Source organism: Tissierella praeacuta DSM 18095 (assembly GCF_900128955.1).
Classification (GTDB): Bacteria; Bacillota; Clostridia; order Tissierellales; family Tissierellaceae; genus Tissierella; species Tissierella praeacuta.
The window spans coordinates 306,028-323,023 of sequence record NZ_FQTY01000002.1 but is presented as its reverse complement, the minus strand read 5'-3'; the positions used below and the strand labels follow the sequence as shown (position 1 = coordinate 323,023).

The 16,996-nt window shown below is 29.4% G+C and carries 18 protein-coding genes; 4 read left to right on the top strand and 14 right to left on the bottom strand.

Annotation, left to right across the window (positions count from 1 at the left end):
- The first annotated feature begins 23 nt into the window (after positions 1-23).
- From BUB33_RS04210 to BUB33_RS04200, 3 genes are all read left to right on the top strand, one after another.
- A complete protein-coding gene (locus tag BUB33_RS04210; RefSeq protein WP_072973471.1) occupies positions 24-512 on the top strand; it encodes a DsrE/DsrF/DrsH-like family protein in 489 nt (162 codons plus the stop codon).
- A gap of 127 nt (positions 513-639) precedes the next feature.
- Entirely contained in the window at positions 640-1,902 is a 1,263-nt protein-coding gene (locus BUB33_RS04205; RefSeq protein WP_072973469.1) for a D-serine ammonia-lyase, read from the top strand.
- Between the two features lie 59 nt (positions 1,903-1,961).
- Positions 1,962-2,981 (top strand): lysylphosphatidylglycerol synthase transmembrane domain-containing protein, encoded by a 1,020-nt coding sequence (locus BUB33_RS04200; RefSeq protein ID WP_072973467.1) that lies wholly within the window; start codon positions 1,962-1,964, stop codon positions 2,979-2,981.
- Positions 2,982-3,156: 175 nt separating this feature from the next.
- On the opposite strand, the gene BUB33_RS04195 is transcribed toward BUB33_RS04200, so the two are convergent.
- The 10 genes from BUB33_RS04195 to BUB33_RS04150 all read right to left on the bottom strand — a co-directional run bounded on the left by BUB33_RS04195 (position 3,157) and on the right by BUB33_RS04150 (position 12,045).
- Entirely contained in the window at positions 3,157-3,603 is a 447-nt protein-coding gene (locus tag BUB33_RS04195; RefSeq protein ID WP_072973465.1) for a DUF340 domain-containing protein, read from the bottom strand.
- 1 nt (position 3,604) lies between these two features.
- Entirely contained in the window at positions 3,605-4,411 is an 807-nt protein-coding gene (locus BUB33_RS04190) for a DUF3100 domain-containing protein (RefSeq protein ID WP_072973463.1), read from the bottom strand.
- A complete protein-coding gene (locus BUB33_RS04185) occupies positions 4,411-5,625 on the bottom strand; it encodes a M20 metallopeptidase family protein (protein WP_072973461.1) in 1,215 nt (404 codons plus the stop codon). Before BUB33_RS04185 ends, BUB33_RS04190 begins: the two co-directional genes overlap by 1 nt.
- A gap of 90 nt (positions 5,626-5,715) precedes the next feature.
- Entirely contained in the window at positions 5,716-6,966 is a 1,251-nt protein-coding gene (locus BUB33_RS04180) for a serine hydroxymethyltransferase (RefSeq protein ID WP_072973459.1), read from the bottom strand.
- Between the two features lie 124 nt (positions 6,967-7,090).
- On the bottom strand, positions 7,091-7,783 hold the full coding sequence (locus BUB33_RS04175; protein WP_072973457.1) for a response regulator transcription factor: 693 nt from the start codon (positions 7,781-7,783) through the stop codon (positions 7,091-7,093).
- Positions 7,780-9,342 (bottom strand): histidine kinase, encoded by a 1,563-nt coding sequence (locus BUB33_RS04170; RefSeq protein ID WP_072973455.1) that lies wholly within the window; start codon positions 9,340-9,342, stop codon positions 7,780-7,782. Before BUB33_RS04170 ends, BUB33_RS04175 begins: the two co-directional genes overlap by 4 nt.
- Before the next feature lie 175 nt (positions 9,343-9,517).
- A complete protein-coding gene (locus tag BUB33_RS04165) occupies positions 9,518-10,180 on the bottom strand; it encodes an ABC-2 transporter permease (RefSeq protein WP_072973453.1) in 663 nt (220 codons plus the stop codon).
- An 11-nt stretch (positions 10,181-10,191) separates the two neighbouring features.
- Positions 10,192-10,818: an ABC-2 transporter permease gene (locus BUB33_RS04160; RefSeq protein ID WP_072973451.1), complete on the bottom strand. Its 627-nt coding sequence runs from the start codon at positions 10,816-10,818 to the stop codon at positions 10,192-10,194.
- Positions 10,819-10,822: 4 nt separating this feature from the next.
- A complete protein-coding gene (locus BUB33_RS04155) occupies positions 10,823-11,668 on the bottom strand; it encodes an ABC transporter ATP-binding protein (protein WP_072973448.1) in 846 nt (281 codons plus the stop codon).
- A gap of 2 nt (positions 11,669-11,670) precedes the next feature.
- Complete coding sequence (locus BUB33_RS04150; protein ID WP_072973446.1) at positions 11,671-12,045, bottom strand: GntR family transcriptional regulator; 375 nt, start codon at positions 12,043-12,045, stop codon at positions 11,671-11,673.
- Positions 12,046-12,220: 175 nt separating this feature from the next.
- Between BUB33_RS04150 and BUB33_RS04145 the strand changes: the two genes are divergently transcribed.
- Positions 12,221-12,784, top strand: coding sequence for a biotin transporter BioY (locus tag BUB33_RS04145; protein ID WP_072973443.1), 564 nt, complete (start codon positions 12,221-12,223; stop codon positions 12,782-12,784).
- Positions 12,785-12,798: 14 nt separating this feature from the next.
- Here BUB33_RS04145 and brnQ read toward each other — a convergent pair whose 3' ends face one another.
- The 4 genes from brnQ to dapA form a co-directional block, all read right to left on the bottom strand.
- On the bottom strand, positions 12,799-14,088 hold the full coding sequence (brnQ, locus tag BUB33_RS04140) for a branched-chain amino acid transport system II carrier protein (RefSeq protein ID WP_072973441.1): 1,290 nt from the start codon (positions 14,086-14,088) through the stop codon (positions 12,799-12,801).
- An 89-nt stretch (positions 14,089-14,177) separates the two neighbouring features.
- Positions 14,178-15,158: a biotin--[acetyl-CoA-carboxylase] ligase gene (locus BUB33_RS04135; RefSeq protein WP_072973439.1), complete on the bottom strand. Its 981-nt coding sequence runs from the start codon at positions 15,156-15,158 to the stop codon at positions 14,178-14,180.
- Positions 15,159-15,392: 234 nt separating this feature from the next.
- The gene (dapB, locus tag BUB33_RS04130; RefSeq protein ID WP_072973436.1) at positions 15,393-16,112 is read right to left on the bottom strand and encodes a 4-hydroxy-tetrahydrodipicolinate reductase; all 720 of its coding nucleotides are present in this window, start codon (positions 16,110-16,112) and stop codon (positions 15,393-15,395) included.
- 9 nt (positions 16,113-16,121) lie between these two features.
- Positions 16,122-16,994, bottom strand: coding sequence for a 4-hydroxy-tetrahydrodipicolinate synthase (gene dapA / locus BUB33_RS04125; protein ID WP_072973434.1), 873 nt, complete (start codon positions 16,992-16,994; stop codon positions 16,122-16,124).
- Between the last annotated feature and the right edge of the window lie 2 nt (positions 16,995-16,996).

The following is a 16,996-nucleotide window of genomic DNA, read 5'->3' as shown; positions in this document are numbered from 1 at the left end:
ACCTAGTGGAAAGGAGGTTTTTTATGGAGAATAACACTAATAAAAAAATGAGTATACTTATGTTTAGCGGTGAATATGATAAAGCCTTGGCAGCTCTTATATTGGCTAATTCTGCAAAAGAAATAAATTTAGATGTGACTATGTTCTTTGCATTTTGGGGATTAATGCTAATTAGAGACCCAAATAGCATTCCTGATGAAGATAAAACCACAGCAGAGAAAATGTTTGCAAATATGACTCCTAGATATATTGAGGATTTACCCTTGTCTAAAATGAATTTTGCTGGCATAGGGAAAAAAATGCTTATAGGAATGATGGATGACAGTGATACTCCAAAGTTATCAGATTTTTTAAATGGAGCATTAAAAAAAGGCGTAAATATGAAAGCTTGTAAACTTTCCTGCGAAGTAATGGGATTTAAAGAAGAAGAGCTGCTTAAAGAAGTTAGTATAGTTACAGCAGAAGAGTATTTAGTAGATGCTCTAGATTCTAATATACAACTGTTTATTTAAATTTTGCGACAGAGGGTACCCTAGAGTAAAGGCTCAAGTGGTTCTCCTGTCGCAATATCTTTTTTCTTCCATTATTCAAATTTATAATATATACTAAGAATAAAGATATTGTATTGGAGGTTTTTATATGTATTTTCCATTGTTAAATGATCTAAAAGCTGCAAAAGAAATTATTTGGTATAATGATAATTATACTAGTTTTACCAAAATTAAAAATACTTTACCTATATCTTTTGAAGATATTCTTGAAGCAGAAAATAGACTTAAAAGATTCGCACCATATATAAAAAAAATATTTCCTGAAGTAGCTGACGGAATTATTGAATCCCCCATATCTAAAATTGATAAAATGAAATCCTTAATGGAAATGAAATATAAAAAAAGGATATATGGAAATCTACTTCTTAAAAGGGATGATTTGCTCCCAATAGCTGGTTCAATCAAGGCTCGTGGTGGTATATATGAAGTATTAAAACATGCTGAAGCTTTAGCTATAGATAATGGTCTTCTTACATTGGATGATGATTATAGTATATTGGCAAATAATAGTTTTAAAGATTTCTTTGCTCAATATACCATTCAAGTTGGAAGCACAGGAAATTTAGGGCTAAGTATTGGTACAATTTCTGCAAAAGTAGGATTTAATGTAATAGTTCATATGTCTCAAGATGCTAAGGAATGGAAGAAAGAATTACTTCGTTCTAAGGGAGTAAAAGTAATAGAATACACTTCAGATTATTCAAAAGCTGTAGAAGAAGGAAGATTTTTATCTGACAATGACCCTAAATCTTACTTTATAGATGATGAGAATTCAAAGGATCTTTTTATGGGATACGCTGTTGGTGGAATAAGAACTAAAAAACAACTTGATGAAATGGGAATTATAATTGATAATAAAAATCCTCTTTTTGTATATCTACCTTGCGGAGTAGGCGGTGGCCCTGGTGGTATAGCATACGGACTAAAACTTATGTATGGAGATAATGTACATTGCTTCTTTGCAGAGCCAACTCACTCTCCTGCAATGCTACTAGGATTAGCTTCAGGGCTTCATGATAAGATTTCTGTAGAAGATATTGGACTTGACAACAAAACTGATGCAGATGGTTTAGCTGTTGGAAGACCTTCTTCTTTTGTAGGGAAAATCATGGATAAAATATTGACTGGTGCTTTTACCATTGATGATTATAAATTATATGACTTTCTAAAGAATCTATATGATGAAGAAAAAATATTTTTAGAGCCTTCTGCTTTAGCTGGATTTTTAGGTCCTGTTTTTACTTCTGAAAAATACAAAAATGAAAATATAACTCATCTATGTTGGGGGACTGGTGGTTCTCTAGTGCCTGATAAAATAAGGAAAAATTTAATCTCTTCTAATCTTTATTAAATTAATATATAATAAAAATTGAAGATTTTCCTTGATTTATAAAGAAAGTAGGAATTACTATGAAAAAGTCTTTAAACTATATAATATTAATATTTCTTATATCCCTTACAATATTAATCTTTATTAACAATAATGACTTCAATAATTTTTCTGAGTTAATTAAGAGTACAAATACCCTATTTTTATTAATTGGTGTTTTGTGCATGGTACTATACTGGTTTTTCGAAGCCTTTATTCTCTATAAAATGAAAAAAACCTTAAATATTAAAAGTACCTATATTTCATCTCTCAAGCTTTGTATGATTGGACAATATTATAGTGCTATTACTCCATTTTCCACTGGTGGTCAACCCGTTCAAATATATTCACTGGTAAATGAAGGTGTACCTATAGGCACTGCATCATCTTTACTTGTTAATAGATTTTTAATATACCAATTAGTAGTAACCTTTTATGCCCTATTTATGTTTATAATAAGATTCAAATTACTTTATGCAGAAGTCCGATTAGCATTGCCTTTTGTTGTAATGGGTTGTTTAATAAATGTAATAATTTTAGTCATGATATTTGGATTTTTATTAAACGAAAAATTTATAAGAAACATCTTAGAAAAATCAATTAAAATTTTATACAGATTTAAAATAGTAAAAGATATAAAAAAATCTGAGGAAAAGATAAATAATACTTTGCTAGATTATAAAATAAGTATTGAGGAACTAAAAAAAGATAAGAAAACTACATTACAATTAATCTTAGTATCTATAATTCAGCTAACAATTGGCTTTTCTATTACTTTTTTTATTTATTTGGCACTAGGCTTTGAAAAAGGTCATTTCATAGATATAATTGCCATTCAATCCTTACATTATATGGCAGTATCCTTTATGCCTACTCCTGGAACTGCTGGTGCAGCAGAAGGAGGATTTTATATGTTATTCAAAGTTATATTTCCTAAAAAGATTCTATCTTTTGCATTAATCTTATGGAGATTTATAGATTATTACTTACGAGTTTTGGTAACTGGATTAGTAACATTAATAGATTTTATATGCAGAAAAAGAAAGATACCTATTAATTAATTTAAGAAATAAACCTCAAGAAGTCAAAATTTCTTGAGGTTTATTTTAATTGCTCTAAATATAAATTTATCTACTGCATATTAAATGTATAATCATTCTTAAAAATCAAACATTAACTAAATCTAATGAATTGCAACTATAAACTATTAAAAAAGAAATCATTTAGAAACATAACTTAAATTTGTCCTAACATCTTCAATAACACATTTGCTATAATTGCTGATCCTAAATAAGTTCCAAACATTACGAAGATTGCAAGAATGACAATTCGCCATCCCGTCTTCTTGAGAGCATCTAAATTTTTACCAGTATATATACCTGCATATCCTAAGATAGGAGTAGCTAAGGTTAAAAAGTTAACCTTTGAAACTAGATTTGATATGACTTCTGAGCCAGGTACCCCTGGGACTGTTAATATGGTAGACAATGTTACAATATATGCTACACTAGGAATTTTAAACGGTATTACTTTAGCTAGGATTATTCCAACTACTGCTATTAATACTAATATTAACATTCCTGGAATTGCTTCTATCATATTAACTTTATAACCAACATAGTTTCCTACTACTGAAATTGCTGCTGTTATCAATAATACAATAATAGAATCCTTTAATTTCATATTAGTTTCCCTCCTTGGTCACAGGAACTTCTGGTAATTTACCATACTTCATTTTATATACTTTTTTATACAACCATTCAGATAATGGCAATGCTACCCAAAGTGACATATATAAACCATCTAATCCTGAAAGCATATTGCTTGCAACTCCAAAAGCTGTAATCATTTCTTCCATTTCAGGAAACATGGCAGCCAAAGATCCTACTCCTGCTGTCATCATGCTGCCAGATCCTACTCCAGAAGCCATAGCTAAGGAATAAGGATGTAAAGGTGTATTGGCAGCAAGAAAACTTGCCACTAAACCAATAAATATAGTTCCAAATACGGTTCCTACTATATAAACACCCAGCACTCCTTGTCCCTCTTCACTATCAAGTCCGTACATATCTCCTATCAAAGCAACATTAGGTTCCCTTGCTATTGAATGTGCACCACCTATGGCCTCCCTTTTCAATCCTAAAAAAACTGCAATTGGAATTCCTAGTAATACTGTTCCTATATTTCCTAGTTCTTGTAAAATAAGTGCTGGGCTAGCAGCTAATATCTTTGGTAAAGTTGGTCCAATATTTGTACCATATTTAGCCATTAAAAGCATTAAAGTTAAACCTATTAAAGACCCTGCATCGTTCATTTCTTTTTCCTTTGCAACCTTTAAAAATTTAGGTGTTAATAGTACGCCAAAAACCATAGCATATAACATTGGTAATAATACAATTGTTCCAATTCCAACAGGAATTTTCAAGACGCCAATAAATTCAGAAATAACTACTAATCCTAATACTAATAAATGTAGTTTTACATTCTTCATTATTTCACCCCATTTTTCTTTTCATCTATCTTTTCATCTATATAAGATATACCACGTAATACCATGTTACTCATTACAACCGAAGCAATGATAATTGACCTGTCATCACCATCAAATCTTGGGTTATGCCATACATAATTCATATCTTTTTCTTTGTTCCCTACCCCAAGCCAAAAGAAAAATCCAGGAATCTTCTCAGTAAAAATAGAAAAATCTTCTCCTCCCATTGAAGGTATTGGGTCAACAATTCCTTCTTCTCCTACTATTTCTTTCGCAGCATCATATGCTAATTTTGCCAATTCATCATCATTAAATACAGCCGGCAAATCAAAAATATAGTCTAATTCAACATCTACCATATAAGCCTTTGCAGTATATTCTAATACTTCCTTTATCCTCTTTGGTAACATCTCTCTTACTTCTGGCTTAAAACTTCTTACAGTTCCTGACATCTCTACAAGTTCAGAAATAACATTGTTAGCAGTTCCTGAATTAAATGTCCCTATTGAAATAACTGCTGAATCTAAAGGACTTATATTGCGACTGACTATTGTTTGTAAATTCATTAACATAGCTGATGCTGCTATAATAGGATCCCTTGTAGCATTGGGTATTCCTCCATGTCCTCCTTTCCCCTTAACTTTTATTCTTATGGTATCAACTGCTGCCATTAATCCACCTTTTTTAATTGCAATTTTTCCCCATGGTATCTCTGGATTATTATGAAGTCCAAATATTAAATCAGCTTTAATATTCGTAAACAATCCTTTTTCAACCATTAATTTTGCTCCCTTGTTTATTTCTTCTGCTGGTTGAAAAACAAACATCACATTACCTTTCAACTTATCTTTAATCTTAGATAAAATTATTGCCGCACCTATTACAGAGGAAATATGAAAATCATGTCCACAAGCATGCATTACTCCATTTATCTTAGATTTATAGGGTACATCATTTAATTCTTGAATCGGAAGAGCATCTATATCTCCTCTTAAAGCAATTGTAGGTCCATCTTCATATCCTTTTAATAGCCCTACTACACCAGTTTCTAATCCTAAGTCTATTATTTCAATTCCTAAGGAGATTAATTTTTCTTTAATTTTCTCGGTGGTTCCATACTCTTTAAAACTTAACTCTGGATACATATGAAGATCTCTTCTAAATTCAATCACTTCATTTTCATACAAATTTTTCAGTTTTTCTAGATTTAACATAATAGTCCTCCTTATTTAATGACCCTATTCATAAAATCTATATACCTTTAAATTAATTTTATTTAATATCCACTATAGTCAATATTTAATCTATTCAAAATATCCTTCATATAAAGAAAATCTTTTACTTATATCTAATACATCCTTTTTTATTTGGTTCAGTATATCCTTATTATCTATGTTGTTAGCAACTTCATTTATTATTTCTCCGATTTCTTCCATATCCTTTTCTTTCATACCTTTTATTGTCATAGCTGTAGTACCTATTCTAACTCCGCTAGTTACCATTGGTTTTTCAGGATCAAAAGGTATCATATTTTTATTTACAGTAATACCTACATAATCTAGTGCTTCTTCTAATTGTTTACCTGTTAAATTCTTTGGTCTTAAATCAACTAATAGTAAATGTGTATCTGTCCCTCCAGATACAATTCTAAATCCATATTCAGATAATACCACTCCTAGTTTTTGAGCATTTTTTACAACTTGCTTCATTACATTTGCAAATTCTTCTGTAGAAGCTCGTCTAAATGTATATGCTTTTGCCGCCATTGTATGAAGATGAGGTGAGCCTTGAGAACCTGGAAACATTGCCTTATCAATTGCTTTAGCATATTCTTCTTTACATAGTATAAAACCTCCCCTTGCACCACATAGGGTTTTAGTAGTGGTAGATGTGACAAAATCCGCATATTTCATAGGATTAGGATATATCTTAGCTGCCACAAGTCCTGCAACATGTGCCATATCTACCATAAAATATGCTCCAACTGATTTTGATACTTCTGAAATTCTCTTAAAATCAATAGTTCTTGGATAAGCACTTCCTCCTGTAACTATAAGCTTTGGATTATGTTCTTTTGCAAGTCTTTCAATTTCATCATAATCAATTAACTCAGTTTTTTTGCTAAGCCCGTATGCAATAAAATTGTAAATTTTTCCTGAAAAGTTCACTTTATTACCATGTGTTAAATGTCCACCTTGGTCTAGTCTTAGTCCTAATACAGTATCACCTGGCTCTAATATTGCAGCATAAACAGTTTGATTTGCTTGAGATCCTGAGTGTGCTTGTATATTAGCATGTCCTGCTCCATAGAGCTGTTTTGCCCTATCTATACCTAGAACTTCCATTTTATCTATTACCTGACATCCTGCATGGTATCTTTTTCCAGGAAAACCTTCCGTAGTTTTATTTGTCAATATACTACCTTGTAATTCTAAAATTTCAGTTGGCACATAACTTTCAGATGCAATCATTTCAATGCCTGTTCTTTGACGTTCTAGTTCTTCATTTACTATTTGAAATAATACGGAATCTGTTTCTTTTAAAGTATCTAACACTTTAATCTCCCCTTTACATAGTTGTTATAATATATTATTTCAAATATTCAAATAATTTAAAATTAACTAAATCAATATTTAATTGAACTAAATCATCAATAAAAATATAAACAGTAGCTTAAAGCTACTGTTTATATTTTTTAGGAGTATCTCCTGTTATTAATTTAAAGGTCTTATAAAAATAATTAAGATTATTAAATCCTACTTCTATGGCTATTTCCTTAATAGTAATATCTTCTTTATTATGCATTAACTCTATTGCTTTATCAATTCTAAATTTATTTAGGTACTTTATAAAAGTCATATCAAAATACTTCTTAAACAATCTATTAATTTGGTTTGCACTGATATGAAAGTTCTTAGCACATTGATTTAATTGAATATCATTTCTATAATTAGTATTTATATATTGAAGAATATCATTCAATAATGGATTATCAGTAAATCTATATCCTATAACTCTAGAAATGGATTCTTTCAATCCCTGAATTTCTACAGGCTTTAATAATATATCTTTTGCACCTAATCTTAATGATGACTGAGCATATTCAAAATAACTAAAAGCAGTAACTACAATAAATGATATTGGTTCCGTATAGTGATTATTTATATAATTCATAACCTCTATTCCATCACTGCCTGGCATCTCTATATCCAAAAAAACCAAATCTGGTTTTAAATCAAATATTTGTCCTATGGCTTCTTTTCCATTTCCCGCTTCACCTACTACTTCTAAGGGCATATTGTTTTTGTTTATTAAAATCTTTAATAAATCTCTAGCTAGGGCTTCATCATCAACAATCAATGTCTTAATCATATTTCCTCCTTAAAAGCTGGTATTATTATTGTTACCTGAGTGCCAACATTCTTCTTACTTGAAATATTAAACTCAAAATTATTATGATGAAGCAATTCTAGCTTTCTATATATCATCATTAAACCACTAATAATAAAATCTTCTGATTGTCCTTTAATTTTATGGTTAAGTTTAGTAATATCATCTTCTTCCAATCCAGCACCATTATCTTGTACATGAATAACTACCTTATCTTTATTTTTTGTACAACTAATTTCAACATTAAGATTATCCACTTTGTTTCTAAAACCATGAACAAAAGAATTTTCGATTATTGGTTGTATGAAATTAAATGGAATTCTTGCTAATTTAACTTCTTCGCAAATATTTATATTTACACTAAGTCTTTCTCCGTACCTTAATTTTTGTAATTCTAAATAATCCATAATAAATAAAATTTCATCATTTAATGTAACAATAGTATTGCTTGACTTGAGAGAATATCTAAAAATCTTTGATAAACTAATTATAGATTCATAAGTTTTTATACTACCTTCTCTTATAGCCAAACTGGCAATTGCATTTAAAGTATTAAAAAGAAAATGGTTATTAATCTGAATACTTAAAACTTGCTCCTTTGTAGACCGTAAACTTTCTTCCAATAGAAGTTCATTCTTGGCAATATCTTTAATAATTTCTTCTTTTTTATTTAACTCTATTTCAGTATTCTCTAATAAGTAGTAATATGATATGTTTTTGCTTAAGGTTTTTATATGTTGTAAAATAGCCATAATTCTGCCCTGATGTACTATTTGCATCTTACCATATAATTCATAATCTGAATCGGTTTCGTCTTTCAAACCAACATGATTTTCATCATATATTCTAATATGTCCACCCTTTATAGTACCAACTAAACTATGATTAATAATAATTGGCATTACAAATACCCTTAATCCATATTGACAAACAAAGGCAGAAGGGTCTTTATAATGAGGAGGCATATATTCATCATAAATATTATATAGATAACAGTTTCTTATATCCTTATGTACATTACATTTTTTCATACAAAATTCAGGATAGTTATCAGAAACAATAATTGGTTCATTTTCCTTATTAAATATTGATAAAGGTACTGCTAGTATATCAATTGCCTCATAATATAGATGCTTAATTCTATCATTTAATATTATTGTGTCTTTAAAACTTCCTATATATATTTGCTCTCTATTTAAAATATCATTTAGAGGATTACGTTGGTTATAATATACTGGCACTGATATTAACAGCTCTTTTATTGGTTCTTCCCCAGTATTTATAGCCTCATGTACTGAACCTGCATCTATATGAAATAAGGAACCTGGTTTCTTGATACTTAATTCCTTACCAATAAGTTGCTCCCCTTGTCCAGATAAAACATATAATAATTGTTCATCACCATAGTGAATATGCTCCCTTTGTCTTCTTCCTGGTAAAATAGTACTAATTCCTATATGCATTATATTAGTGGAATTCTTTGTATCGGGCTCATAAATCCATTCTATACTACCCCAATCAAAATATTGTATATGCCCCATTATTCTCACCCCTACAATTATTGATTTTAAACAAAGATAATGATAATTTTAGAATATTAAAATTATTCGCATATTCATATATAGTTTACTATACTCATATAGAAAAGTAAACTATACAAGTTCTTATGTAATATAAAAGGTATTGATAAACTATTATGTTCATCAATACCTTTTTCTAGAATTCTTTCATACTATATATTTTTTTCGAAACTTCCAATGATATTAGGTACAGTATTATCCCAACAACGGCAAACATAAATATAAACATTCCAAAATCCATTACTATTATATTTTTAAATATATTTGCAGTTTCAATCTTACTGCCAAATCTGCCTATTATATTTGGTAAAATAATCAAAAATATATAAAATATTTGACTAAATGCCTGTGCCTTTCCTATACTATAATATTGAAATGGTAAATATATTGAGAAAAACATTAAAGAAAATCCAATTATAAATAATACATCAAATATGGTAGCAGGACTACCTATAATTTCACCATTCATCATGATTTTAAATAAATTGGATGATATGAAAACAATCCCAGATATAGCAAATATATAAATCCCCATTGATATATACTTTGCTCTCACTATATCGTATCTATTAACTGGAAAAGAATTCAGCATCATGTCTGATTTAGCCTTTAACTCATGCTGAGTAGAAAATATTGAAACTATATATATCATTATAAAAATGGAAAATCCATATATAAGCTTAGACTTATATATATTTTCAGTCGATACTCCAACACAGCCAAAAATCAATGATATCCAAAATATAATTAAATTTATTATCCTAAGTAACCGTATATCCTTCATTATAAGATGTTTCATTTATATCCCTCCTATGCCAAATCCTTTGTTTCATATAAGACTATAGATATTAACATTGATATCAAATATACTATAGCTGTTATGATTGGCAGATTAAATCTCTGACCATTTAATGCTGTAAGTATATCAATATTATCACTGGAACCTATGACAAAAATATTTATAATAATTATATATATCATTACATTTACGATATTCCCTAGTCTTGGTGGCAACCTAAAATAAGCAGGCAAAGATATTGAGGTGATAAAAATAAATATAATTAATGTTTGCCATATTAAAGAAATGCTTAAACTCTCACCTATTTTAATTCTAAAAACACTAATAATTCCAAAATATATTCCAACTAAAATAACCCCTAAAAAATAATTTATAAACATGGATATATACTTGCTTAATACTACATCCCTTTTTTTAATTGGTAAGGACTGTATTAGCATATGAGTCTTATTTATTACTTCATATTTAAAAGGCATATTATTCAATACATAACCATAACTTAGTATCATTAAAGAATATATATTGGTACTATTTGTTTCTAAAACCAATAACATAAAAGGAAAAAATAATATTAAAAAAATCACACTTTGTTTGCTTGAAAAATTCAATAGTAAATCCTTCCTTATTAAATTTAACATATCCCTACCCCCTAACACTATAAACCATTATATCTTCAAGTGTTGGTCTTTCTATTATTACCTCACTGCCAAATAATCTCTTTAATTTTTGTGGATTATCTACTAATCCTTCAAATCCAACCTTCGTTTCCCTAAGCCCTATAAACTCTTTCCTTATGTCCTTATCTAACAAATTATTTCCACCTTTTACTATCCCATAAGATTCTAAAATTTCATCCTTACCCCTAGAGAATACTATTGTTCCATTATTTATAAATGTAATATAATCTGCAATCTTTTCTAAATCTGTAGTTATGTGAGTAGAAAAAAATATGGATTTCTTCTCATCTTGGATTACATTGTATAATATGTCTAAAATCTCCCTTCTAAATACTGGATCAAGTCCTGACGTAGGTTCATCCATTATTATCAAATCCGCATTATGGGATAAAGCCACTGCCAAGGAAAACTTCATTTTCATTCCTTTAGATAATCTCTTTATCTTTTGGCTAGGGTCTAATTTAAAATCCTCCATATATTTATTGAACAATTTATCATCCCATTCTTTATAAAAAGGTCTTATTATATTCTTCATCTGCTTTATAGTTAAATCTTCATAAAAATAAAACTCATCATATACAAATCCTATTTTATTTTTAATCTCCTTTTCAAATTGTATATGATCCTTACCAAATACTTTTATTTCACCCGAATCCTTTTTTAATAAATTCATTATAAGCTTTATAGTTGTACTCTTACCGGAACCATTTGGCCCAATAAATCCCATAATATATCCTGGTTCTAGTTTAAATGATATATTATTAAGCTTGAACTTCTTAAAATCTTTAGATAAGTTTTTAATTTCTAACATAGCTAAACCTCCTCGAATAAAATTCTTAACATTTCTTCTATCTCTATATATCTAAGTCCTAATAATTTAGATTCTTGTACTACTTCTGCTAACTTTTGTTCTATAATTTTCAACTTTTTTTCCTTCAGTAATTCTTTATTTTGCATAGCTACAAATGAACCTTTGCCTTGCATAGTTTCTATAAATCCTTCTTTTTCCAATTCCTCATATGCTCTTTTAGTTGTAATAACAGATATTTGAAGATCTTTTGCAAGGCCTCTTATGGACGGTAAAGCTTCTCCTTCTTCCAATTCTCCCTTTATTATCATGCCTTTTATCTGATTGGATATTTGTTCATATATAGATTCATTAGAAGAGTTAGATATTATTATTCTCATAATCCCCCTCCTTTACAACTGTTACTTTTGTATATACTGTATATAGATTATATATACAGTATATACCTATAATATTTCTTTGTCAATAAATTTTTAGTTGACATTTTCAAGAAATTCATCTATTATACTATTGTAAACCTTTTAAATAGTCTAAGTTTACAATAAGGAGGTAAAAATGAAAATATCTACAAAAGAAATGACTTTAGCGGCAATGTTTACAGGACTTACTGCCATGGGGGCTTTTATCAGTATTCCCTTAGGCGAAGTACCTATTACTTTACAAACTTTATTTGTTATTTTATCTGGTCTTATTTTAGGTCCTAAGTTAGGTGCTTTATCTCAAATAGTATATACAATTCTAGGATTAGTGGGCATACCAATATTCGCAGGTTTTAGTGGCGGTTTCCAAACTGTAATGAAACCTAGCTTCGGATTTATTATTGGTTTTATCTTTGCAGCTTATATTGTGGGCAAAATTTCACATCATGGAAATGAATTGTCCCAAAAGAAAATCTGGATTGCATCTTTAGTTGGTAGCATAGTAATATATTTATTTGGGCTACCTTATATGTACTATATATTAAACATGGTAATGGGAAAGGGATTATCCTTTCAAACTATTATAAAAATTGGATGTATAATTTTTCTGCCTGGAGATTTTATAAAATTTATAATATCCTCAATTATAGCCATAAAAGCTTTACCAATACTTAATAAAAAAGGGTTATCTTTAGATTAAGATAACCCTTTTTATTAATTTATTTGAATATCTGATTTATTAGGTACTAACATTCCTAGAATAGCACCTAGTGTTGCTGGGACTAACCATGCCAAACCCCATGAGGCTAAAGGCAAGTATTCTACCACCTGAGTAAAATATGTCCATATTTGAAACCTATTTAATATCTCTAATGTACTAACTATTAAAGTTGCATATATTGCATGTCTATAAATATTCTTATTTGGCTTATCACCTAAGATTATAGTCAATAAAATCATTACTATTACAACAGGATACATGAATACAAGTATTGGTTCTGAAAAGGAAATTATAGACTCTACTCCTCTTATGGACATAACTGCACTAAATATAGTAGTAGCTATTACTATAATCTCATATTTTAATTTTCCATTACTTATTTTATTAAAATATTGCCCTACTGTTGCAGTAAGTCCTATAGTAGTAGTTAAACAAGCCAATGATACTACGGTTCCTAAGCCTATTCTCCCAAAACTTTCTAAAGAATTATTAGCTATATTTATTATCAAATCCACTTTTTCTATATCCTTTGAAAATAATGAACCTCCAGTAGCTCCTAAGTATCCTAATCCTCCATAAACAAGAGTCAGTCCTCCAACTGCTATTAAACCAGCTTTTTTCGTTATGTTCATTTGCTCTTTTTCATCATCATATCCACTTTGAATTAAAGATGTAGTTATTATTCCGCCGAATAATATGGACGCTAAAGCATCCATAGTTTGATACCCACTAATAAAACCTTCTGAAAATGGTCTTGCAAAATCTTCTGGTACAGGTATTCCCATTGGGTCAAAGATACCTTTAATAATAATTAAGCCTAATAGTATAAGTAATGCTGGTGTTAAAATCTTGCCTATTTTATCAATTACTTCATTTGGCTTTATAACCAACAATAAAGTTATACCAAAATAAATTATGGCGAATATTGTAGGACTTCCATTAGGCATAAGAGGTAAAACTCCTATTTCAAAAGCAGTTGCTCCTGTCCTAGGGATTGCTAATAATGGCCCTATGGCTAAAACAACTGTTATTCCCAAAAACTTACTAAATAAAGGAGAAACTCTTCTTCCCAGTTTATCCACATCTCCTCCAGCTTTAGCAGAAGCAATTATACCCAATAGAGGTAGCCCAATTCCTGTAATAAAGAATCCAAACATGGACCAATTCCATTTCTGACCTGCCAATAATCCTAAAAACGGGGGGAAAATTAAATTTCCTGCTCCAAAGAACATAGAAAATAAAGCAGCTCCCAAAATAAATGCGTCATTTTTCTTTTTTTCCACAACAACACCTCTCTATATTTTTTAAATTGTCTAAATTATATCACAAATTCGAAAACGGTTCAACTATTTAATATATAATTTAGGTGTTGTTAAAAATATCCTTTCATCCCTCTAATTGATATTTCTCCAGAATAAATATTTTCTATATCTCCCTCTTTAAATTCTACAACTAATTCTCCCTCTTCATTTATATCTAAGGCTCTCCCTAATCTTATTTCTTCTCCTCTAATTACTTTAATTTCTTTACCTATTAATGCTGAATTTTCTTTACATATATTTATGGCTTTAGATACAATATTATTATTTATAAAATCTATATAAAATTTTTCAAATTCATTTAAAACAGTAGCCAATAGTTGTTTCCTGTCTATAATTTCTCCCTTCTTAATCTTAATAGATGTTGCCTTATCTTTTAAATCTTCAGGGATATCATCTTCATCCAAATTAACATTTATTCCTATTCCCATGATTACATAATTAATCATATTTAGTTCAGCACTCATTTCTGTTAATATTCCGCAGACTTTTTTCCCATCTATCAATATATCATTTGGCCATTTTATTTCAGATTTTATTCCCATATTAATTAAAGCTTTATGTACTGCCGCTGCACCTAATAAGGTTATCTTTGCAACTGTCATTGGATCTACCTTTGGCTTTAAAACTATACTCATCCATATACCTTTTCCCTTAGGAGATATCCACTGTCTTCCCAATCTGCCTTTTCCATTTGCTTGCTCTTCTGCAACTAAAACAGTACCTTCTTTTTCCCCAAAAGCTATTTCTTTCGCCTTTTTATTAGTAGAATTTATGGAATCAAAATAATATATATTTCTTCCAATAAAATCTGTATCCAAGTATTTTTTTACTTCTTCATAAGTAAGTATATCTGGCAATGATATAATTCTATAACCTTTTCTAGGGACAGATTCTATAGTATATCCATCTTCCTTCAACATATTTATATACTTCCATATGGCAGCTCGAGTCATATGAAACTCTTTAGATATCTCTTCTCCTGAAATAAAGTCTTCATTATCCTTCAAAATCTTCAAAATTTTATTCTTCACATTAGCACCTCTTTATTTATTGATAATTGAGAATCAAAAGATGGAAAACTAAGATTTCTCATTACATTTAGTATAACAGAAATACCTATTACCATGTAGGTTTACATATCAGTTTATGTAAATAAATTTAATATATATTAATAGTTATCCTAAATTTATAAAAGAGACGAATTATTTTTCGCCTCTTTTATAAATTATTAACTATTAAACTATTAATTAGTTTCCAATTTTAAATTATATTTTTAGTACATCCTTCATACTGTATAATTTTGGTTTCTTGCCTATTATAAACTTGGCTGCTTCTAATGCTCCATTTGCAAAGACTTTTCTATCATAGGCCTCATGGCAAATCTTTATAGTTTCTAATTCATTTATAAAATTCGCCTCATGATATCCTACTATATTTCCACCTCTTATGGCATGAATACCTATTTCTCCTTTTTCTCTAGGACATTCTCCACTTCTTCCGTATTGATGTTTTCTAGCTGATCCTAATCCACTTTCTATAGATTCTATTATTGTTACAGCACTACCAGATGGTGCGTCTTTTTTTCTATTATGATGAGCTTCTATTACTTCAATATCAGCACTATCTCCAAGTATGGCTGCCGTCCTTTCCACTAATGAAAATAATAAATTCATACCCAAGGACATATTAGTTGCATAAAGAATTGGAATCTTAGTTGCTGCATTCTTTATTTTTTCTAATTGTATTTCATTATATCCAGTAGTGCCTATAATAATAGGTAGTCTTCTATCTAATCCAATCTCTATTACTTTGTCTAAAGCTGATTCATGGGTAAAATCTATAAATACATCAAATTTAATATCATCTGTTGTCATAGGATTATCTCTACATAATCCATAAACATTACTCCAATAGCTGTCTTGTATTGCAAGTTCCTTAATTATTGCTCCCATTTTCCCATTTATCCCATTGATTAATAAATTCATATTAACCTCCTAAATAAGATTCAACCTTTTCATCTCTTGAATCAATTTAATCCTAGTATTTTCTTCCATAGATGTAAGAGGAAGTCTTAGTTCATCTTCAATATATTTCATTTCTGTTAAGGCAGCTTTAACTGGTATAGGATTTACCTCGGAGAATAACAAATCTATAAGTTTCTTATATTCTAGTTGAAGTCTCAAAGCCTTAGCTACATCTCCACTCATAAAAGCTTCGCACATCTCTTGCATTTCTTTTGGAATAACATTTGATGCAACAGAAATAACACCATGACCACCACAAGCGTATATAGGTATTACTTGATCATCATTACCAGAATAAATCATAAAATCTTCTGATACTAATCTTTTTATTTCTAATATTTGTGAAATATTCCCACTAGCTTCTTTAACCCCTATTACATTTTTAACCTTCGACATTGCCACCACCACATCTGGAGGTATATTTACTGCTGTTCTGCTAGGTACATTATATAGTATAACTGGTAACTTTGTAGCATTGGCCACTGCTGTAAAATGGGCTATCATTCCTTTATTTGTACATTTATTATAATAAGGTGTTACAATTAATATACCATCAGCACCTAGTTCTTCTGCTTGTTTAGTATATTTAACTGCAATATCAGTACAATTAGAACCAGTACCTACTATAATTGGAATTCTTTTTGCATTTTTTTCTATTGCTGATTTTATAACAAGTTCTCTTTCTTCATAGCTTAATGTTGATGCTTCACCTGTAGTACCTAATACTATTAAAGCTTGAGTTCCATTTTGAATTTGAAAGTCAATTAATCTTTCGTAAGCTTCTTTATCAAACTTTCCATCTTTAAATGGGGTGACTATTGCAACACCTGCCCCTTTGAACATAA

Excerpts from the sequence above, each read along its gene's own strand:
- BUB33_RS04155 (WP_072973448.1), bottom strand. The coding sequence starts at position 11,668 with ATGTTAGAAATTAAAAACTTATCTAAAGATTTTAAGAAGTTCAAGCTT.
- BUB33_RS04170 (WP_072973455.1), bottom strand. The coding sequence starts at position 9,342 with ATGGGGCATATACAATATTTTGATTGGGGTAGTATAGAATGGATTTAT.
- BUB33_RS04200 (WP_072973467.1), top strand. The coding sequence starts at position 1,962 with ATGAAAAAGTCTTTAAACTATATAATATTAATATTTCTTATATCCCTT.
- BUB33_RS04205 (WP_072973469.1), top strand. The coding sequence starts at position 640 with ATGTATTTTCCATTGTTAAATGATCTAAAAGCTGCAAAAGAAATTATT.
- BUB33_RS04145 (WP_072973443.1), top strand. The coding sequence starts at position 12,221 with ATGAAAATATCTACAAAAGAAATGACTTTAGCGGCAATGTTTACAGGA.
- BUB33_RS04195 (WP_072973465.1), bottom strand. The coding sequence starts at position 3,603 with ATGAAATTAAAGGATTCTATTATTGTATTATTGATAACAGCAGCAATT.
- BUB33_RS04190 (WP_072973463.1), bottom strand. The coding sequence starts at position 4,411 with ATGAAGAATGTAAAACTACATTTATTAGTATTAGGATTAGTAGTTATT.
- BUB33_RS04150 (WP_072973446.1), bottom strand. The coding sequence starts at position 12,045 with ATGAGAATAATAATATCTAACTCTTCTAATGAATCTATATATGAACAA.
- BUB33_RS04175 (WP_072973457.1), bottom strand. The coding sequence starts at position 7,783 with ATGATTAAGACATTGATTGTTGATGATGAAGCCCTAGCTAGAGATTTA.
- BUB33_RS04210 (WP_072973471.1), top strand. The coding sequence starts at position 24 with ATGGAGAATAACACTAATAAAAAAATGAGTATACTTATGTTTAGCGGT.
- dapA (WP_072973434.1), bottom strand. The coding sequence starts at position 16,994 with ATGTTCAAAGGGGCAGGTGTTGCAATAGTCACCCCATTTAAAGATGGA.
- BUB33_RS04160 (WP_072973451.1), bottom strand. The coding sequence starts at position 10,818 with ATGTTAAATTTAATAAGGAAGGATTTACTATTGAATTTTTCAAGCAAA.
- dapB (WP_072973436.1), bottom strand. The coding sequence starts at position 16,112 with ATGAATTTATTAATCAATGGGATAAATGGGAAAATGGGAGCAATAATT.
- BUB33_RS04185 (WP_072973461.1), bottom strand. The coding sequence starts at position 5,625 with ATGTTAAATCTAGAAAAACTGAAAAATTTGTATGAAAATGAAGTGATT.
- BUB33_RS04165 (WP_072973453.1), bottom strand. The coding sequence starts at position 10,180 with ATGAAACATCTTATAATGAAGGATATACGGTTACTTAGGATAATAAAT.